General features: G+C 42.9%; 17 protein-coding genes. 1 reads left to right on the top strand and 16 read right to left on the bottom strand.

The genetic code is table 11. From position 1 onward, the window contains the following. Positions 1 to 19 precede the first annotated feature (19 nt). From buk to LCL96_RS04540, 4 genes are all read right to left on the bottom strand, one after another. On the bottom strand, positions 20 to 1126 hold the full coding sequence (gene buk / locus LCL96_RS04555) for a butyrate kinase (RefSeq protein ID WP_219168466.1): 1107 nt from the start codon (positions 1124 to 1126) through the stop codon (positions 20 to 22). 152 nt (positions 1127 to 1278) lie between these two features. Next, positions 1279 to 2376 (bottom strand): branched-chain amino acid dehydrogenase, encoded by a 1098-nt coding sequence (gene bcd / locus LCL96_RS04550; protein ID WP_224940252.1) that lies wholly within the window; start codon positions 2374 to 2376, stop codon positions 1279 to 1281. Positions 2377 to 2422: 46 nt separating this feature from the next. Further along, positions 2423 to 3328 (bottom strand): phosphate butyryltransferase, encoded by a 906-nt coding sequence (yqiS, locus tag LCL96_RS04545; protein WP_224940251.1) that lies wholly within the window; start codon positions 3326 to 3328, stop codon positions 2423 to 2425. A gap of 135 nt (positions 3329 to 3463) precedes the next feature. Next, on the bottom strand, positions 3464 to 5533 hold the full coding sequence (locus LCL96_RS04540; RefSeq protein WP_224940250.1) for a sigma 54-interacting transcriptional regulator: 2070 nt from the start codon (positions 5531 to 5533) through the stop codon (positions 3464 to 3466). Between the two features lie 126 nt (positions 5534 to 5659). On the opposite strand from LCL96_RS04540, the gene LCL96_RS04535 reads away from it, so the two are divergent. Next, on the top strand, positions 5660 to 5899 hold the full coding sequence (locus LCL96_RS04535; protein ID WP_224940249.1) for a DUF2627 domain-containing protein: 240 nt from the start codon (positions 5660 to 5662) through the stop codon (positions 5897 to 5899). A gap of 14 nt (positions 5900 to 5913) precedes the next feature. Here LCL96_RS04535 and LCL96_RS04530 read toward each other — a convergent pair whose 3' ends face one another. From LCL96_RS04530 to folD, 12 genes are all read right to left on the bottom strand, one after another. Further along, entirely contained in the window at positions 5914 to 6648 is a 735-nt protein-coding gene (locus tag LCL96_RS04530; RefSeq protein WP_224940248.1) for a glycerophosphodiester phosphodiesterase, read from the bottom strand. A 645-nt stretch (positions 6649 to 7293) separates the two neighbouring features. Continuing rightward, complete coding sequence (gene spo0A, locus LCL96_RS04525) at positions 7294 to 8073, bottom strand: sporulation transcription factor Spo0A (RefSeq protein WP_206849709.1); 780 nt, start codon at positions 8071 to 8073, stop codon at positions 7294 to 7296. A gap of 324 nt (positions 8074 to 8397) precedes the next feature. Continuing rightward, positions 8398 to 9687 (bottom strand): SpoIVB peptidase, encoded by a 1290-nt coding sequence (gene spoIVB / locus LCL96_RS04520; protein WP_224940247.1) that lies wholly within the window; start codon positions 9685 to 9687, stop codon positions 8398 to 8400. A gap of 125 nt (positions 9688 to 9812) precedes the next feature. After that, a complete protein-coding gene (gene recN, locus LCL96_RS04515; RefSeq protein ID WP_224940246.1) occupies positions 9813 to 11522 on the bottom strand; it encodes a DNA repair protein RecN in 1710 nt (569 codons plus the stop codon). 109 nt (positions 11523 to 11631) lie between these two features. Further along, on the bottom strand, positions 11632 to 12081 hold the full coding sequence (ahrC, locus tag LCL96_RS04510; RefSeq protein WP_060672439.1) for a transcriptional regulator AhrC/ArgR: 450 nt from the start codon (positions 12079 to 12081) through the stop codon (positions 11632 to 11634). 770 nt (positions 12082 to 12851) lie between these two features. Further along, positions 12852 to 13685, bottom strand: coding sequence for a TlyA family RNA methyltransferase (locus LCL96_RS04505; protein ID WP_224941293.1), 834 nt, complete (start codon positions 13683 to 13685; stop codon positions 12852 to 12854). Between the two features lie 2 nt (positions 13686 to 13687). Further along, a complete protein-coding gene (gene dxs, locus LCL96_RS04500) occupies positions 13688 to 15580 on the bottom strand; it encodes a 1-deoxy-D-xylulose-5-phosphate synthase (protein WP_224940245.1) in 1893 nt (630 codons plus the stop codon). Positions 15581 to 15601: 21 nt separating this feature from the next. Beyond that, positions 15602 to 16231: a hypothetical protein gene (locus LCL96_RS04495; RefSeq protein ID WP_224940244.1), complete on the bottom strand. Its 630-nt coding sequence runs from the start codon at positions 16229 to 16231 to the stop codon at positions 15602 to 15604. 704 nt (positions 16232 to 16935) lie between these two features. Beyond that, positions 16936 to 17826 carry a polyprenyl synthetase family protein gene (locus LCL96_RS04490; protein ID WP_412103521.1) on the bottom strand — a complete coding sequence of 297 codons (891 nt, stop codon included), beginning with the start codon at positions 17824 to 17826 and terminating at the stop codon, positions 16936 to 16938. A 3-nt stretch (positions 17827 to 17829) separates the two neighbouring features. Further along, on the bottom strand, positions 17830 to 18063 hold the full coding sequence (gene xseB / locus LCL96_RS04485) for an exodeoxyribonuclease VII small subunit (RefSeq protein WP_224940243.1): 234 nt from the start codon (positions 18061 to 18063) through the stop codon (positions 17830 to 17832). Beyond that, positions 18050 to 19417 (bottom strand): exodeoxyribonuclease VII large subunit, encoded by a 1368-nt coding sequence (xseA, locus tag LCL96_RS04480; RefSeq protein WP_224940242.1) that lies wholly within the window; start codon positions 19415 to 19417, stop codon positions 18050 to 18052. Before xseA ends, xseB begins: the two co-directional genes overlap by 14 nt. A gap of 114 nt (positions 19418 to 19531) precedes the next feature. Further along, complete coding sequence (gene folD, locus LCL96_RS04475; protein WP_224940241.1) at positions 19532 to 20398, bottom strand: bifunctional methylenetetrahydrofolate dehydrogenase/methenyltetrahydrofolate cyclohydrolase FolD; 867 nt, start codon at positions 20396 to 20398, stop codon at positions 19532 to 19534. Between the last annotated feature and the right edge of the window lie 13 nt (positions 20399 to 20411).

Below are 20411 nucleotides of genomic sequence, written 5' to 3'. Positions count from 1 at the left end.
TCTTGAGTCCTCCTTGCTCTTATACTCTTGCTTCTTTTTTCACATTTCCAGGGTATACTTTATAGTCTTCTTCTTTCCGCAATACCCTTAGTGCCCCTTCAGCAAGAGCCTGAAGTTCATTTTCTCCTGGATGGATGACGACATCTGCTATCCAGTTGATCCGGTCGCTGATCGCTTTGACGAATTCTTTGCCATATGCAAGTCCTCCCGTTAATACGATCGCATCTACTTTTCCATTTAAGACGGCGCTTGCCGAACCGATTTCTTTGGCGATCTGGTATGCCATCGCATCATATACGGCTTTAGCCTTTTCATCGCCATTTTCGATCATTTTCTCTACTTTTACAGCATCATTGGTACCAAGATAACCGACCAGGCCGCCTTGACCAACAAGTTTTTTCATGATTTCATCCCGGTAATAGTCCCCGGAGAAGCATAAATCAACCAAGTCCCCAGCAGGTACGGTTCCTGCCCTTTCGGGACTGAACGGGCCGTCGCCGTGTAATCCATTATTCACGTCTACAACTTTTCCATTCCGGTGAGCCCCGACGGTGATACCTCCACCCATGTGAGTGATGATCAGGTTCAAATCTTCATATTTCTTTCCGATTTCTTTCGCAACTCTCCTGGCAACCGCTTTCTGATTCAACGCGTGGAATATACTCTTTCTTTCGATCAGGGAGAACCCTGACACTCGGGCAAGAGATTGAAGCTCGTCCACGACAACAGGATCTACGATGTACGATGGAATATTTAATCCGGAAGCGATTTCAAATGCCAGAATTCCTCCCAGATTCGAAGCGTGCTGACCAGAGTACCCTTCCTTCAGGTCCTTCAACATGTCATCGTTCACGAGGTAAGTACCGCCTTCTATCGGTCTTAGAAGTCCCCCACGGCCACATACGGCACTCAGCTTTGAAACATTGATCCCTTCTTCGTCCAATGTTTGTAGAATGGTGTTTTTTCTGAATTCATATTGATCAATAATAGTTGGGAATTCATTTATTTTTTCTGAATCATGACGGATCGTCTTTTCAAATATGGAGCGATCATCATCAAAGACACCAATTTTGGTTGATGTCGATCCAGGATTAATAACGAGTATTCGATGTTTGTTTTCTTGCACTGTTGTTACCTCCATTTGGGCAGCTATATTGTATTGTTTGCATGAAAGAATTTTCCCCTATGATAGATAACCCCTTAGTCTGTTCCATGTTCGCATTAACAGGGAAGAAACGCTTTACTTTCTGAGGAAGTAAAGCGTTTTTCTCTTCTCAATTATCCACGTCTGCTAAGGATGTGGTGTCCATTTTGCAGGAATTGACTTCTTGAACGGCGCATTTTTTCAATTCTTTCTTCAGCCATGCGGTCAGCAGCCACGTAAGTAGGGACGTTATCACGTTTCGCAATTTCGATTACGCGTTCTACGTTGTTGTATACCTGCTCTACTTTCTTCATCGCTCTCTCACTGTTGTAGCCGTATAATTCATCCGCTACATTGATGACCCCACCAGCGTTGATGACATAGTCAGGTGCATAAACGATACCCATTTCATGGATAGCATCACCGTGACGCGTTTCTTTCAACTGGTTATTCGCAGCCCCTGCAATGACTTTCGCCTTAAGCTGAGGAATCGTTTCATCATTAATGATTGCCCCAAGTGCACATGGAGCAAAGATATCGCAATCAACACCATAGATATCGTTGATGTCAACAGCTTTAGCACCAAACTCTTCAACTGCACGTTGAACAGCTTCTTTGTTGATGTCTGTTACAATCAGGTTTGCACCTTCTTCATGAAGATGACGGCACATATTGTACGCTACATTCCCGATCCCTTGAACGGCAATTGTTTTTCCTTCAAGAGAATCTGTTCCGAATGCTTCTTTGGCTGCTGCTTTAATTCCACGGTACACTCCATAAGCTGTCACAGGAGACGGGTTACCTGATGAACCGAAAGCAGGTGAAATACCTGTTACATAATCAGTTTCTTCATGAATCAAGTCCATATCTGCAACTGTAGTTCCTACATCTTCTGCTGTAATGTAACGACCATTTAAACCTTGAATATAACGACCGAATGCACGGAACATTTCTTCGTTCTTATCTTTGCGAGGGTCACCGATGATAACCGTCTTTCCTCCACCTAGGTTTAGACCCGCAGCTGCATTCTTATACGTCATTCCTTTCGCAAGTCGAAGTGCATCTTCAATGGCCGCTTCTTCAGATTCGTATGTCCACATACGTGTACCACCAAGCGCTGGTCCAAGTGTTGTATCATGGATGGCGATAATCGCTTTTAATCCTGAAGCTTCATCTTGACAAAATACCAATTGCTCATAATCATATTGTTCCATATAGCTGAAAATTTTCATTATTATTTCCCCCTGTAATCTTATAATATTAGTTGTGTTACATCATTTATTTTGAAGCAGAGCATATAGCCAGTGCTAATGAATATAATTTACTTTCTGCACTGTCTGCTCTGGATGTTAATACGATTGGTGCTTTTGCCCCGGCAATCACTGCCCCCACCTTTGCTTTGGCAAAATAGATCAGGGATTTGTATAAAGCATTCCCTGTTTCGATATTGGGCACGAGCAGGATATCTGCTTGCCCTGCAACAGCACTTTCGATCCCTTTATGTTCTGCTGCATGGTGAGAAACAGCATTATCGAGGGCCAATGGTCCATCAACGGTACAATGACGAATTTGTCCCCTTTGGTTCATCAAAGTAAGAGATGCAGCATCGACTGTAGCCTGCATGGCAGGATTCACTACTTCCACAGCAGCAATCGGTGCTACTTTCGGCATGTCCACACCGATTGAACGCGCAACACCTACTGCATTTTCTATAATTTGTGCTTTCTGCTGAAGATCAGGAGCAAGGTTCATCGCTGCATCTGTAATAAATGTGAGTCTGTCGAATCCAGAGACCTCAAATGCTGCAACATGGGAAAGAACATTCCCTGTACGAAGTCCCCATTCCTTATTTAAGACTGCTTTCAATATGAGAGCAGTAGGTACATTTCCTTTCATTAAAACCCCTGCTTCATTTTCCTTAACAGCTTTCACTGCAAGTTCCGCTGCTTTTTGCGGAGAAAAAGCATGCTTGATCTTAATATTGCTGTGGGAGATAAGGTGTGGAGCAACCTCTTCTAAAAGGGAGAGGATTTCTTCTTTATCCCCGAACAATAAAAAGTCTGCCATCTTCTTTTCAACCGCCATGGCGACAGCACCCAGGACTTCTTTATCTTCTGCAGCGGCAACAGCTACAGTGGAGTGTTCAATTCGGGTTGCTTTTTCCACTAAAGAATGTAGATTCATGTATGTCGTTTCAACCCCTTTTTTCTGTTTTTTTGTTCCCATAAAACTATATGCAAGAAGCGTGCCAACTTTAAAATGTTGAAACCGCTTTACAATCATAAACATTAGCACGCAAATTATTTCATACTATGCAAATTATTTCATGCTATTTATTTCAATGTTATATTTTTCAATTTTATAATATAAGTTCCTCACAGACACATTCAACGCTTTGGCCGTAGCCGTTTTGTTACCATTATTCTGCTCTAAAACCTTTAGAATTATATTCTTTTCAAAAACCTCAACTTGGGTGGCAAGATCTTCGACAGAGTCTGGCGAGGGTAATTCCACCGTATTGACAACGGTTTTGACTGAAGGTTCTAATTGAGGTAAATGATTCCCATCGATCTTCACTTCATTGTATTTCATAAAGATGATGGCTCTTCCCAGCACGTTCTCAAGTTCCCTCACGTTTCCAGGCCAATGATAATTCATCAACTTGTACATGGCGCTTTCCGTTATCCCCTCTACATTTCTCCCATAATCTTGATTGATCTTTGCAATCAACGCTTCAGAAATGAGGGGTATATCGGATTTACGCTGTCTTAAAGGAGGTATTTGTATCGGCATCCGGTTCAGGCGGTAATAGAGATCTTCCCTAAATGATCCATCAGCAATTCCCTTTTCGAGGTTTACGTTCGTGGCAGCGATGACACGGACATTTATTTGAATAGACTTTGTCCCCCCGACTCTCACAATTTCATTTTCCTGGAGGACCCTTAATAATTTCGCTTGTGTATTTGCACTTAATTCTCCTATTTCATCAAGAAAAATACTGCCATTATTCGCCTCTTCAAATAAACCACGCTTACCTCCACGCTTCGCTCCCGAGAACGCACCTTCTTCATACCCGAATAACTCACTTTCCAGCAGGTTCTCTGACAAAGCTGCACAGTTAACCCTGAGGAATTTATTGAATTTACGGTCGCTGGCATTATGTATTGCGTGGGCAAACAATTCTTTCCCGGTTCCCGATTCACCGCGAAGAAGAACGGTAGCGGGCGTTTTCGCCCCTAGTTTTGCCTGCTCAACGGCAATCATCATTTCCTCGGAATCACCAATTATATCTTCAAACATATACTTTGCTTCAAGTGTGCGGATAATTCTTCTGGCTCGGTCCAATTCCTGGGTTAGTGACTGGATTTCCGACATGTCATGTATGACCCCGACACTCCCCTTGAGCTTATTGTTCACAATGATGGGTGCAACGTTGACGATGACTTCTTTCCGCTTCGGTCCTACTCTCATTTTCGTTCCACGGATCGCCCTCCGCGTTTGCAATACCTTCAGATGAATACTTTCCCCTTCAGAAATGTCTGCAGTGGCAGGCTTCCCGATCACTTCCTCCTGCGAAAGCCCTGTAATCCTCGTGTAGGCGGGATTGATCAAGATCCCTTTCCCTTCTTCATCTACCACAGAGATTGCATCGTCACTAGAATGGATAATAGCTTCAAGCATCGTCTGTATTTCTTTAAGGTTGGTTATTTCCTCTGCCAGGTTTACTACTTCCGTAATATCCTTGAATACCGAAAAGGCCCCAATGATTTCATCTTGGTCCGTGATCATCGGAATCCGGTTTGAGATGATCTTCAACCCATTCCCCAGGATGACCTCCTGATTGATCTCTGTCCGCCTTGTCTGAATCGTTTTTGTTAGTTTGCTTTCAGGGATCACTTCTGAAATATGCAGTCCCATTACATCTTCCTGATTCTTTCCAATCATCCGCTCTGCACTTTTATTGAATAGCATTACGATACCTTGATCATCGATTCCGACCATACCATCATCCGTCGAATTGAAAATAAGATCCCTTTTAAATGATTCACTCGTCAATTGGTGGATAAGGTCTTCCTTTTCTTCAAGAAGCTTCGAAATGAGGAATGCCACACTTCCAGGTATGATGACCGTGCTTTTACCACGCTTGTCCCTTATCTGTTCGAAAACTTCCTGATCTCCGGTCACTTCAATGACAATGTCCACAGAATCACTGAGGAACGGTCGCCAATCTGTACCCACCGGAATCCCCAGCTCTCTTGAGAGCTTGATCCCAGGAGCCTGTTCATTTAGGTCTACAACGGCAATCACTTTCATGACCGTGACTTCATGGAGGATCTGCAAAATAGCTGTACCACCCTTACCGCCACCGACAATTAAAACCTCTTGCAACTTTCTTCACCCCGACGCCTGCAATTTTTTTCACACCCATAATGTTACACTACTTTTCGAAACTTGACAATTTTCTGCTTGGGGTTAGAATTTTAATATGGAAACGAAAAAGGAGTTATGCATCTAATGGTCCGTCTTATCGCCTTAATTATTATGCTGATTCCCGGTGCATTTGCTGCCCTCGGGATTAAATTGATGAGAGATATGCTATTTGGGATTCTGCAGCCCCCCATTCCTTATTTATGGCTGCAATTCATCATTGGGTTGATTTTCTTTATTTGTGGATTAGGATTCATCGCAGGGTTCGTGCTGCATCGTGATCGTAAGCGCAATAAAGTTCAATCACGATTCAACAAAAAAGGCTAACGCGTAAATATGCGCTAGCCTTTTTTACTTTCCCTCAATTTTCTTGCCTTTTCAGGGTAGTCCGTTACCATTGCGGTGCAGCCTATGTTCAATAATCGTTCCATGTGTTCTACTTTATTCACCGTATAAGGCCTGACACAAATTCCATTGTTCATTGCCTCTATAATCATATCATCCTTTACAGCTTTCAAGTTGGGATGTATAGCTTTAGCCCTTAAGGATTTGGCATACACCCAGGGCATGAATAAGCGTGATGAATAGAGAGGGGCTATTTCAACGGCAGGTTCCAAACGATAGCATGCCACGATTGAATAATGATTAAAGGAGGAGATGATGATTCTGTCTTCAAATCCGAACTCCCTGATAAGCGCAATCACCTTTTCTTCCAGACCTTGATAGTCCATGATGCTGTTTTTCAGTTCAATATTACAAAGGAGATCATTCCCCTTCAGCCATTGAAAGACTTCCCTTAATGAAGGGACACGATTTTTCTTGAATAATTTACTTTTAAATGTAAAGTTCGCTTGAAGCCTTTGAATTTCCTTTAATGTATAATCTTTGACAAACCCTTTTCCATTCGTCGTCCGATCGACTGTTTCATCATGTATCACGACAATTTCTCCGTCTTTTGTCAACTGAACATCTAACTCGATTCCATCAGCGTTCACTCTTTCAGCCTCATAAAAAGCTTCCATTGTGTTTTCAGGGTGTGTACCAGCAGAGCCACGGTGAGCAAAGATCAGTGTCATGAATTCACTTCCTTCGTTTCTATATGTACATCCTTCATCTGTAGTACTAAGACTGTCTTCATTATATACATATTTCACCCCATCTCAAAGGATGAACCTTTTAAAGACGATCCAACAAAAAAATCCTGAGAAGCTCAGGATTTTTTTGTTAAGGGCGGTTTATCAGAACCAGCGGCAGCGGCATCTGCGGCGGTTGTCCATTTCACCAGCTACATCGTTGTCTCTGCAACGGCGCACGGCTCTACAGAAATCTTCCCCTCTGATATAAGCTCTGACAGGAACTCTGAAGTCGTTATTGTTGTCTGAAGCGCCTGCAACATCATTGTTTCTGCAACGGTTTGAAGCCCCGGCTACATCATCATTATTACGGTAGTATCCCATTCTTTCACCTCCCCTATCTGTTATCGCACTACTCTGTATCTTATGTTTGAGTGGACGAGCTGTAAGGGCTAAACACTAAAAATTAAAAAAAGAGGCGATTGTTACTCGGTGATGGTTCAGGAAAGGGACTATGTGATCGATGTACTTGACTACAGGCGCTTAACTCTAAAGCTAAACAAAAAAATATAACCCCATGCACCAAACAGGTACACAGGGTTATTGGTCTATCATTTCAATTTTACAATTGGATTATTCCTTACTCTTTCATGAAGCCATATGCTCGAGGCGTAGCTTGTCAGCTACCATGGCAATGAACTCGCTATTCGTTGGTTTTGCCTTAGACATACTGACAGTGTACCCAAATAAAGAAGAAATAGAATCAATATTCCCTCTGCTCCAGGCCACTTCGATCGCATGACGAATCGCCCGCTCCACACGTGATGCTGTCGTATTATATTTCTTTGCAATATCCGGATATAGAACCTTCGTTATGGAACCCAGTAGTTCGATATCGTTATAAACCATCGAAATGGCCTCTCTTAAATATAAATACCCTTTAATATGTGCCGGCACACCGATTTCGTGGATGATACTTGTAATACTTGCATCTAAATTTCTTGGCTTTTGTTCTGTATTCATTCTGGATGAGGAAGGTTTTTTGATGATTGGGTTTGATTTTCCGCTAACTTGTCTGATATGACTCACAAGGTTTTCCATATCGAATGGCTTTAGAATGAAATAAGAGGCTCCAAGGTCGACAGCTTTCTTCGTCACATCTTCCTGACCGAATGCCGTGAGCATGATGACGTTAGGAATGCTTTTCTTTTCACGAAGCCGCTCAAGCACCGCCAGCCCGTCCAAATGAGGCATGATGATATCCAAGACCAGAACATCCGGATCCACTTCTTCTAATAAATCTAAGCAATCTTGACCATTATGAGCAATCCCTACTACTTCCATATCGTTTTGCGAAGCAATGTAGTCTTCCAATAATGACGTTAGTTCACGGTTATCATCCACAACACATACTTTTATCGATTTCACTACAGGTTTCCTCCTCAATCCTAATTAATACATCTCTGTAATTTTTATTCTAAATTACTTTTTCGACAATGCAACCTAAATTCCTTTTATTTTTGAAAAAAACTTGAAAAATATTATATTTTCTTTGATTTTCTAAAGATTTCTTTATATTTCGACCCCATTCGATATTCGCACTTTCATTTGTCGAATAATCTTTATTTTAACAAGGAGAGACTCTTTTTGGCAAACTGATATGGTGTAATATTATACGATGTACCTGAATTCCCCCAAAAAAAAGAACCCTTAAAAGTACCCGGAATCGGTACTTTGGTAAGGGTTTTTACTTCAGCTTGCTCGGTTATGATCTTTTTTATAAATATCGATTCCAGCTTCACTTAACATCCATTCAATGTGTACTCCATACCCGCTGGTAGGGTCATTTACAAACACATGGGTCACAGCCCCGATGACTTTCCCGTTCTGGATGATCGGACTACCACTCATCCCCTGTACAATCCCACCTGTTTTCTTCAAAAGTTCAGGATCGGTCACTTTCAAGACCATCCCTTTGGTTGCCGGGTATTTTTGTGGTATGGTGCTGACAATTTCTATGTCATACATTTCAACTTCTTTCCCATCTACGACGGTTAGAATCTGTGCAGGTCCTTCTTTCACTTGATGAGAAAGCGCAATGGGCATCGGTTTATCCATCAAGTCATTTTCAATTCCTTGATTTAATTTACCAAAGATGCCAAAAGGACTGTTTCGTGTGATGTTACCAATGACATTGCGATCAGAAGAAAAACGCGCCAATTTTTCCCCTGGTTTTCCATCCGTCCCTTTTTGAATGGATGTTACTTCAGAATTCACGATTTCACCATTATCAACGACAATCGGCTTCTTTGTATCCATATCGGAAATCACATGACCGAGTGCTCCGTATTTCTTTGACTTAGGATCATAAAATGTCATTGTGCCGATACCCGCTGCTGAATCACGGATATACAGCCCTAATTTATAGTTTTTGTCCCCTTTTTCTTTCATCGGAAGCAATTGTGTCTTTACTGTCTTTTGTTCACGTTTGATAACGACGGCAAGAGATTTCGATTCTTCTCCTGCTTTCTGAACAAAAGGAGCAACATCAGCAAGCTCTTCAATTTTCGATCCGTTAATTTCTGTAATCATGTCCCCTACCTGGATTCCAGCTTTTTCGCCGGGAGACATTTTCCCATCAGCTGTATCGACCAAGTGGTGGCCAACGACTAACACCCCGACAGTATTTAATTTGACTCCGATGGATTGCCCACCTGGAATCACTTTGAAATCTTTCAGTACTTCTACATCTACTTTTTTAACGGGTAATCCGGCAAGCTCAAATACCACTTCGTCCTTCCCTACAGAACTTCCCTGGATGGAGAGCTGCCCCTTCCCTTCTTTTACTTGAACATGTTCATTATGCGACGAACCCATAGTAGTGACGGATGCAGCCTTAGGGAGAGCAACTTGATCCCCTTCCATCATTCTTACAGTGTTCGGTGTATTGATATATTGTTGAACCGGTTTGTAAAAACCAATAAGACAAAGCGAAACAAGGAGAATTCCACCTATACATTTCCTTAACCAATCTAAACTCAATATATTCACTCTCCTCGCTTCTAATCCACACACACTAACTATTGGCTACAGTTTTAATTTTGCCTTTAAAAGCCACATTTATAACTGGGAATCATGAAAAAAAGCTACCCGAATTGGATAGCTTTTCATGTTTGTTTAATGGAACCTGCCAACTGTAGTAATTCCTTAGCATGCTCCAAAGTCAGGTCTGTTATTTCCACACCTGAAATCATACGTGAGATTTCTTTGATCTTATCCTTCTCCTGAAGACGTTTCACCATTGTACTCGTTCTGCCTCCAGAAAGCTTTTTCGAAATAAATAGGTGACAGTCAGCCATGGCAGCCACCTGTGGCAAGTGGGAAATGCACATAACCTGAGAATGGACCGCGACCTGATAAATCTTTTCAGCAATCGCTTGAGCGACTCTTCCGCTTACACCCGTATCCACCTCATCAAATATGATCGACGTAACCCCCTGATGTTTCGAGAAAATGGTTTTAAGGGCGAGCATGATACGTGAGAGCTCTCCACCAGAAGCCACTTTAGACAATGGTTTTAAAGGCTCTCCGGGATTGGTGGATATATAAAATTCAACCGTATCCCATCCATCCTTTTTAAAATGTTGGAAGGAGAATGATTCACCCTCACCACTCTTCACAAACCGTACTTCGAACTTTGTCTTATCCATATACAGCTGCTTAAGCTGTTCATGAATACTGGCAGTCAATTTCTTTGCCCATTGCTTTCTTGTTTGGGACAAATTTTTCGCTTCTAAAGATAAATCCTTCTCTAATGAGCGTAATGTACTTTGTAAATGTTCTACATGAGAATCCTTATTCATGATCGTTTCGATTTCTTCTTCGATTTTTGAACTGTACGCAAGGATTTCTTCTACTGACGATCCATATTTTCTCTTAAGACCATTCATTTCATTCAACCTTGCCTCAATCAAATCTAAGCGATTCGGCTCAAATTCAAGCTCATCAAGAGCTCCCCTTACTTGATGGGCGGCATCTTCCAAGATATAGTACGCATTCGACACAGACTCCAGTGTCTTTTCGTACTGAGAATCAACCTCTGCAGCAGTCTCAAGGTGGCTCATGGCAAGTCCTGCCCAATCCATCCCTTTTCTCTCTCCCTGAATGCTGTCATAGGAGGTTTGTAGCGCTTCAAAAAGGCGTTCAAAGTTCATGAGCTTTCGTTTTTCTTCCTGAAGCTCTTCATCTTCATTCAGCTGAAGATTAGCATCATTGATTTCTTTCAGCTGAAATTGAATGAGATCCAGGCGATGGGCCATCTCCTGCTCATTTTCATTCAGTCTTTTCAGCTGGTTATAAATGGTGAGATACTCCTTGTATACTTGTCCATACGTCGATAAACCGGATGTGATTTCCTTGCCCCCAAACTGATCCAATAAGGATAGATGAAGGCTTTCATTCATGAGCTCCTGATGTTCGTGCTGCCCGTGGATATCGATGAGAGATGCCCCGATCTCCCTCATTATGGCGATGGTCACCAGCTTGCCATTGATTCTACAAACACTTTTTCCCGTACTCGAGATATCCCTTCTGAGGACGATCATGCCCTCTTCAATTTCAATTCCGAAGTCCGCCGCTTTACGAAAGCAAGGATGAGTTTCATTATCAAGAATAAATAACCCTTCAATTTCAGCCTTTTTCTCCCCATGCCGAACATATTCTGAGGATCCCCTCCCGCCAACCAATAAATGAATGGCATCGATGATGATCGACTTACCTGCGCCCGTCTCACCTGATAACACAGTCAATCCTTCCTCAAAGGAAAGCGAGAGGGAATCAATAATGGCGAAATTTTTGATTGATAGTTCTTGTAGCAAAACATTCACCTCAAATAAAAAGGAACTTTTCCTTTCAATAACGCAAAAGAAAAGCTTCCTATTGGATTTTGTATCATGGGTATTCTAATACCCTTATATTTTATTTAAATTACAGCATATCTAAGAATCGTTCTGAAACGACTTTCGTTTCTTCTTCTGTACGGCAGATGATTAAACAAGTATCATCACCACAAATGGTTCCAAGAATTTCTTCCCAGTCCAGATTATCAATTAATGCACCAATCGCATTCGCATTTCCGGGTAACGTCTTCATCACAAGCATATGTCCTGCCTGATCCACTTTCACGAATGCATCGGTCAATGTCCGCTTCAATTTTTGAAGTGGATTGAATCGCTGATCCGCAGGCAAGCTATATTTGTATCTGCCATCCATCAGCGGTACCTTGACAAGATGCAGCTCCTTGATATCCCTGGATACGGTTGCCTGGGTTACATTAAACCCTGCATTCTTCAGGCTTTCCACCAGCTCATCCTGTGTTTCCACATCTCGATTCGTAATGATTTCCCTGATTTTAATATGTCTTTGTCCTTTGTTCATCATAGAACATACACCTCTTACATTTGATTAAAGCCTGTATAAATATACCTCTACGCTTATGTTAGCCTATTTTGTATCGAAGTACAATAAAAAAGAAAAGCGGAAGGGGCTCGCACTGGGGCGACAAGCATAAGACGAGTAACCCGGAAAGGCGTTCTTTGCCTTTTTGGGTTGCTTGACTTATGACCTCGAGCCCCAAGCCCCTGGAGCTGGACATCAAGAAAAGCGGAAGGGGCTCGCACTGGGGCGACAAGCATAAGACGAGTAACCCAGAAAGGCGTTCTTTGCCTTTTTAGGTTGCTTGACTTATGACCTCGAGCCCCAAGCCCCTGGAGCTGGACAATCGAAAAGCGGAGGCGGATTGGGTAGGCCAGACAAGCATTAGGCGAGTTACTCGGAAAGGTACCCCTTTTCCTTTTTTAAGGTATTGACTTATGAACTTGTATCTCATGCGACCGGGGCTGAACTTTAGGAAAAGCGGAGGTTTAACCGTAACGGAGAAACAATTTCATGAAGTTTTAACCTAATTTGCTTCTATTCGATTACACAGAGTGTTATTTTCATTAGTAATCCTGATTTAGATAGGCTTTAAGATGCAGTAATCGAATCAATTTGCTGTTTTATTTTCAAAACTGACCCATTTATTTTCAAATTTAGAGTTTTATTTTCAAAACAGACTAACTTATTTTCAATTTTAGGATTTTATTTTCAAAAGCAGTGTTTGACTTCATAAAAAAAGCCACCCTCCTATGTCGAAGAGCGGCAATTCCTCACTGCGTTTTTGCTTTTAATTGATTATGCGCTTCGTCAATCACTTCATCCGGGGTATAGTCGAGAAGGGACTCTCCCTCTCCCTCATTCCCCGACCATTTCAGATGGATAAGGAATTCAATATTCCCATCCCCGCCTGTAATAGGGGAATAAGACAATCCGGCAATATGATAGCCTTCATTAAGCGCCAAGGTCATGATTTTCTCTATGACCATCTTGTGGACGGCAGGATCTCTAACGATTCCTTTCTTCCCTACCTGGTCCTTCCCGGCCTCAAACTGAGGCTTGATTAATGCGACACAGTCTCCACCAGGCACAAGTAGTGTTTTCAGGACAGGCAATATCAAGGAAAGGGATATGAAGGATACATCGATGGATGCAAAGCTCGGCATTTCCCCTTCTAGATCAGCCGGGGTGACATATCGGAAGTTGGTTCTCTCCATGACCACTACCCGCTCATCCTGTCTCAGCTTCCATGCTAATTGGTTGTAGCCTACATCCAGGGCATAAGACATCTTCGCGCCATTTTGAAGGGCACAATCGGTAAATCCACCGGTGGATGCACCGATGTCAATCATGACTTTGCCGTCTACATCCACATCAAAGACCTGCAAGGCTTTCTCAAGCTTTAAGCCACCACGGCTCACATAGGGGATGACTTTCCCTTTCATTGTGAGGGGGATATCTTCACTGACTTTTTCCCCCGGCTTGTCCAATCTCATTTCATTCGAATAAACAAGACCCGCCATGACAGCGCGTTTTGCTTTTTCTCTTGTTTCAATTAATCCTCTTTCTACCAGAAGTACATCTACACGTTGTTTTTTTACTTTCATCATTAAGCCCTTTTTTGTTTTTTTGGTGTGATCGTTAAGATACGATCCACAACATTTTCTTTGGTCATGCCGATTTCATTCAATAATTCCTTCACGCTTCCATGCTCGATGAAATAATCCGGGATACCGATGCGGTCGATCACCGCATCATGGAAGCCCTGTTCCTGTGCAAATTCAAGAACCCCACTTCCGAATCCACCTTGAAGGACAGCCTCTTCAATTGTCAGTACAGGCATTTCTTCTTCAAGGATACTCTTCAGCATGCTCTCGTCCATCGGTTTAATGAACCTGGCATTTACAACCCGAACCGAGACCCCCTGCTTTTCAAGGTCAGCTGCAGCTTCCATCGCCATCGGAATCGTTGTACCAAAGGTCAGGATTGCAGCATCCGTTCCCTGCTTGAGCACTTCCCATGTGCCGATAGGGATGGTTTTTAAGTCCGCATCCATCTTGACTCCATATCCATTTCCACGTGGATAACGTAACGCGATTGGACCATCATTGTATTGAAGGGCCGTATTGACAAGATGTTGACCTTCATTTTCATCCTTTGGCATCATAATGACCATGTTAGGTAAATGTCTTAAAAATGCGATATCGAATACGCCTTGATGGGTTTCACCATCGGCCCCGACTAAACCGGCACGATCAATTCCAATGAAGACATTCAGATTCTGACGGCAGATATCGTGAACCACTTGATCATATGCCCTTTGCAGGAAGGTAGAGTAAATAGCTAAAAACGGCTTCATTTCCTGAGTTGCAAGGCCGGCTGCAACCGTCGTCGCATGCTGTTCGGCAATCCCCACATCGAACATCCGATCCGGGAATTCTTCTGCGAATCCAAGTAACTTCGAGCCTACCGGCATGGCCGGCGTGATGGCAACGATCCTCTCATCCTCACGGGCAACCTTTCGAACCGTCTCACTGACAAGTCCGCTCCATGAAGGAGGTGCATTCACTGGTTTAATTAAATCCCCTGTATCGATCTTGTAAGGTCCTGTGCCATGCCAAGTCCCCTGCTTATCAGATTCCGCCGGATGAAACCCTTTTCCTTTTTTCGTAATCACGTGTAACAGGACGGGCCCTTTGGTTTTCTTTGCATATTGGATGTTTTCGGACAAGTCATTATAATCATGACCATCGATTGGTCCAAGATACGTAAATCCTAACTCCTCAAAGAACATGCCCGATACGAACAAGTACTTTAAGCTGTCTTTCACCCGCTCCGCAGTACTGGCCAACTTACCTCCTACGGCAGGGATGCGCTTAAGGATGTATTCCATTTCATCCTTGACCCAGTTGTATTTTCCAGCCGTCCGCAACCGTCCAAGGACACTGTGTAGGGCCCCTACATTGGGAGCGATGGACATTTCATTATCATTTAACACCACGATCATGTCCTTCTTTTCATGGCCGATGTGGTTAAGGGCTTCAAGGGCCATTCCACCCGTCAATGCACCGTCCCCGATTACCGGGATGATGTAGGAATCCTCTTTTTTCACATCTCTTGCAATCGCCATACCCATGGCTGCGGATAACGAAGTCGAGCTGTGCCCGGTTTCCCAAACATCATGCTCACTTTCGTTTCGCTTGGGAAAGCCGCATAATCCCTTATATTGACGAAGAGTATCAAATTGACAAGCTCTGCCGGTCAGAATTTTATGGACATACGATTGGTGACCTACATCCCAAAGGATTTTATCTTTTGGACTATTAAAATGTTTATGAAGGGCAACGGTTAATTCGACCACCCCTAAATTTGGACCAATATGACCGCCGGTTTTGGATAAATTCTTGATTAAGAATTGGCGAATCTCCTGGCTGAGCTCTTCCAATTGTTCATTTGACATGCTTTTTAAAAAAGAAGGCTCCTTTATTGACAATAAATCCATGGGGTCCACTCACTTTCATCACTAAATATTTTGTTTCTCACGCTTATATCCCTTTTTCTTCTTATCTTTTTTGTCTTTTTTATCTTTTATTATGACAATATGGAATCGATCTTCAAGGAATTGTAGAACTTTACCAACTCTAAATATTATATCCTTAGAATAGGTGATAGCAAACGTTTTTCCAAGTGCTTTGCCTCCAACTGTCAAAGATGCGATGATGCTCGTTAACGTGACACTAACGATATATTCCCTTAGAGATCCGCCTTCAAGGTGAAATGAAAGGGCCAGTTGAACCAGGACAATGGCCGATGCCGTTCCACTTATGATCCCTGAAATATCACCGATCACATCATTACAGAAGCTCGCGAAGCGATCAGCGTTCCGTACTATTTTTATGGAATATTTGGCCCCGTACACTTTTTTTGCCGCCATGGCATGAAAGGGTGTTTCATCAGCCGCTGTTGCAGCGATTCCCAGCATATCAAAAAAGATCCCAATAAAGACGATGATCAACACGACCACGAGACCGGTTACCCACGCAACCCCATTTAAAACCATATTTGATGTAACTGAAAAAATAGCCGCTAACACAAATGTGATAACGGCAATGCTGACACTCCACTTTATTGAGTTTTTCATCGTTTCATTCATTATCGTTTAAACACACCGTTTCTACTGTGTAAATAGTTTGTTTATATGTAATTAGGGGGTCATATAAAAAGTAAAAATTGCAGCTTAGGTCCAGTAGGTTTTCCCAATCAGGTACCGGATGTTGCCATACCGGCGGTTTCCCATTAAACCCGACTTAGCCGCGTCACCACAAGCTAGACTGGATTACCACTTAGTCCGCACTATAATCCTCTTTATATGTCCGAATATGAACAGTCTAGGAGTTTTCCTCAACAGTCCTTAACGCAATCCTTAGCCTCTTTTGCAAAGAGGATTTCATATGGGCGAAAAAGCACATATCAATGGCCAACTGATGTGTACCCTGTAACCATAATCCCCTCACTCTTCACTCAAGGCAGGCTACGCTGCTAGTGAATCATCACATCGCAGGTTCATACTTTGTTCTTATAGCACATGCTTTGATGCCAGCATAAGAAACAAAGCCTCCGCGGCTCGCGGGTCAACGCCCACATGCCATTGTGGATCGCCCTCAAGCCTTACTCCCAGATATGACCCAAAGCTGGGCGCCTCAAGCCAATTCCAGGAACTTCATCGATGTGCCCTTTAGTGGATTTTTAGGCCCACCTTCAGGATTGGTGGACTGACTAGAATACTGCACCACCCCAAAATTTATTCTAAACGTATTATACCATATGTTAAATCTTTTGCTCAAATATAGATTGGCTTCAATGATTCCTGGTAACAATTAATTGGGCAATTTCTGCCAGAAGACTTGTATTAACCGGCAGTTTGTCGAGTGCCGTCAGCGCTTCGTCCAAATGGTATTGAAGCTTATCCTTTGCCCCTTTCATCGTCAGGAGACTCGGGTAGGTACTCTTATGTTTCGATTCATCACTACCAACAGGTTTACCAATCATTTCTTCCAGTCCTTCAATATCCAATATGTCATCCTGGATTTGAAAGGCGAGGCCGATATGATGAGAGAATCGTTCAAGGAGCTCGAGTTCCTTCTGCGAAGCCCCGGAAATGATCCCCCCGGCCAAGACACTGAATGTGAGTAACTTCCCAGTTTTGTGAACGTGGACGTTTTCCAGTTCTTGAACAGTTAATTGCTTGTTTTCCCCTTCAATGTCGGCGACTTGACCGCCGACCATGCCTTCCGGACCGGCACATTTAGCGAGAAGGGCGATCAGCTTTACCTTTATATCACTTGGTAACCCATCATCTTCAGCTATGAGCTGAAAGCTATAAGTCAGCAAACCGTCACCTGCTAAAATCGCGACGGCTTCCCCATATATCTTGTGATTGGTTGGTTTCCCTCTCCTTAAGTCGTCATCATCCATGGAGGGAAGATCATCATGGATCAGCGAATAGGTATGTATCATTTCAAGGGCAGCGGCAGTATTCAGTCCCAGCATCGTGTTATGATCAAAGGCCTTTATCACTGCTAATAGAAGGATCGGCCGAATCCTTTTCCCACCTGCCTGTAAGGAATACACCATCGCTTCTTTTAAAACTCCCGGCATCGAAAGGCCCGACACCGTTTCGGCCATATGATTGGTCATCCATTCTCCATGTTCTTGTTGAAACTGCTTTAATGTAATCGGAGGGTTCACTGATTATTCCTCCTCATCAAGATCAAAGGATTTTTCCCCTTCATCTGTCATCATTTTCGTTAATTGATTTTCTGCTTTCTGCAACGTATCATGACAGTATTTTGAAAGGTCCATTCCTTTTTGATAAAATTCCAGTGCCTTTTCTAAAGGAACTTCCCCTTCTTCCAACTTCTCCACGATTTCTTCCAATTGTTCCATAGCTGTTTCAAATGATTGCTCTTCTTTAGGCTTTGCCATTTTCCTCACGCTCCTCGACAGATTCCACTTCGCAATGTATTTTTCCATCTCTTACATTGATCTCCAGGCGATCGCCTGTTTTAACTTGTCTCGATGATTTAATCAATTGACCTTCATCCTGATAAACTAAACTATATCCCCTGTCCATGATTTTCAAAGGGCTTAGGGCATGTAGAGTAGAGAGGGCTGAACTAAATCGATGATTCTTTTCCTTCAGCACTTGTTTAAATTGCTTTTCCAACCGTGTTTGCATGAACTGGACCCGTTCATTCTGCACCTTGATGATCTGTGATGGATGAACGCGCTGCAGCCTCGAATGAAACCCGCTTAATTGATCCCTGTTCCCCTTCACATGAAGACTGATGTTTCTTTGAAGCTGATCCGTCAACCGGTCGACGGTCTCGATCTTCTGCTGATAAAGTGTTCGTGGATTTCTTAACGCATACGATTTTGTTAAACCGTTCAATCGATTTCTTTCCGTTTGCAGTTTGGATTTAAAAGACTTAATAAGGCGTAGTTTACGATTCATGATTCTTTCCAATAAATCATCAATATGTGGTACTGCTAGTTCCCCGGCAGCCGTTGGAGTCGGTGCACGAAGATCCGCTACAAAATCGGCGATTGTAAAATCCGTTTCGTGACCGACAGCTGATATGACAGGAATGTCTGATTCGACGATGGCCTTTGCCACAATTTCTTCGTTAAACGCCCACAATTCTTCTATCGATCCGCCACCTCGGCCGATGATCATCACGTCAATATCCCCAACACCGTTTGCCTTACTCATTGCCCCGGCAATCGATGCCGCCGCCTGATCACCTTGGACCAGAGCGGGAAATACAAGAATTTCACCAATCGGAAAACGCCGTTTGATTGTTGTAATGATATCCCGTATTGCAGCACCCGTTGGAGAAGTGACAACGGCTATCCGCTTCGGAAATTTAGGGATCATCCGTTTGCGACTTTGATCAAAGTAACCCGCTTTTTCAAGCTTCTCCTTTAGCTGTTCATATGCAAGATACAATTCACCTATCCCATCAGGTTGCATTTCTTTCACATAAATCTGATATTGTCCACCTGATTCATATACAGAGATATCTCCACGGATCAATACATTCATTCCGTTTTCAGGTCTGAACTTCAAGGATTGGTTATGGCTTGAAAACATCACAGATAAAATGCGGGCCTTTTCATCTTTCAAGGTGAAATACATATGACCGCTTGAATGCCTTTTAAAGTTGGAAATTTCCCCTCGCACAAACAGGTTGGACAAGTGGGGATCCCTATCGAATTTTCGTTTTATGTATTTTGTCAGAGCTTGTACCGTTAAATAACGTGATTGATCGAGTTCCATGCTCACTGACTCCTTTGTTCCGTTCATGTTCTAATTTTTTATGTAAGAAGACGGAAAGGGACCAGCGATTAGCCTGTCCCTTTCCCTCATTTGTATCTTATATTGTACTATTATTTAACCATTTTGGCGATTCTGAGCGGCCGTTTCAGCAGATTTCACGGTGTTATAGAGTAGCATAGTGATCGTCATCGGTCCGACACCACCAGGAACCGGTGTGATTTTCCCTGCTTTTTCCTTCACATCTGCAAAATTTACATCCCCGCAAAGCTTACCTTGTTCATCACGATTCATTCCTACATCGATGACAACTGCGCCTGGTTTAATATCTTCAGCACCGATTAGGTTAACTTTACCAACTGCTGAAACGATAATATCTGCCTGCTTCGTGTAAGATGACATATCGGCTGTCTTTGAATGGCAATACGTCACTGTCGCATTTCGATTCAGGAATAAATGACCTGCCGGCTTCCCGACGATATTGCTGCGGCCTAAAATCACGACATGCTTTCCTTCAACCGATATCTTTTCATATTCAAGCATCTTCATGATCCCAAGTGGCGTACAAGAATAGAAAGTATCTTGATCTGTGACCATCTTCCCGATGGAGACAGGATGAAAACCGTCTACATCCTTCGACGGTGAAATCGTTTCAATCACTGTGATCGGGTTGATGTGCTCAGGAAGGGGAAGTTGTACAAGAATGCCATGAATATGCTCTTGTTCATTCAGCTCCCTGATTTTGGTTAATAGTTCTTCTTGGGTGAGGCTGGATTCATATGGATAAAGCTCTGAATGGATTCCCAGCTCACTGCAGGCCTTTCTCTTCATTTTCACATAGGAATGAGAGGCATGATTATCCCCGACAAGGACAACAGCCAAGCCTGGAGTGACATTTTGGTGTTTCAACTGTTCAATCTGACCCTTTAATTGTTGCCGATAATGTTCTGCAATGAGTTTGCCATCAATGATGGAAGCTGACATTTCACTCGTCCCC

Source organism: Rossellomorea aquimaris (assembly GCF_020172085.1).
GTDB lineage: Bacteria > Bacillota > Bacilli > Bacillales > Bacillaceae_B > Rossellomorea > Rossellomorea aquimaris_E.
Note: the sequence above shows the minus strand (reverse complement) of the source record. Positions and strands in the feature narration are given on the sequence as shown.

Bases quoted from the DNA above. Each gene is read 5' to 3' on its own strand.
- xseB (WP_224940243.1), bottom strand. From the start codon at position 18,063: ATGGCAAAGCCTAAAGAAGAGCAATCATTTGAAACAGCTATGGAACAA.
- yqiS (WP_224940251.1), bottom strand. From the start codon at position 3,328: ATGAATCTACATTCTTTAGTGGAAAAAGCAACCCGAATTGAACACTCC.
- folD (WP_224940241.1), bottom strand. From the start codon at position 20,398: ATGTCAGCTTCCATCATTGATGGCAAACTCATTGCAGAACATTATCGG.
- dxs (WP_224940245.1), bottom strand. From the start codon at position 15,580: ATGGATTTATTGTCAATAAAGGAGCCTTCTTTTTTAAAAAGCATGTCA.
- LCL96_RS04530 (WP_224940248.1), bottom strand. From the start codon at position 6,648: ATGACACTGATCTTTGCTCACCGTGGCTCTGCTGGTACACACCCTGAA.
- ahrC (WP_060672439.1), bottom strand. From the start codon at position 12,081: ATGAACAAAGGACAAAGACATATTAAAATCAGGGAAATCATTACGAAT.
- LCL96_RS04535 (WP_224940249.1), top strand. From the start codon at position 5,660: ATGGTCCGTCTTATCGCCTTAATTATTATGCTGATTCCCGGTGCATTT.
- LCL96_RS04505 (WP_224941293.1), bottom strand. From the start codon at position 13,685: ATGAAAGTAAAAAAACAACGTGTAGATGTACTTCTGGTAGAAAGAGGA.
- bcd (WP_224940252.1), bottom strand. From the start codon at position 2,376: ATGAAAATTTTCAGCTATATGGAACAATATGATTATGAGCAATTGGTA.
- xseA (WP_224940242.1), bottom strand. From the start codon at position 19,417: ATGGAACTCGATCAATCACGTTATTTAACGGTACAAGCTCTGACAAAA.
- LCL96_RS04495 (WP_224940244.1), bottom strand. From the start codon at position 16,231: ATGAATGAAACGATGAAAAACTCAATAAAGTGGAGTGTCAGCATTGCC.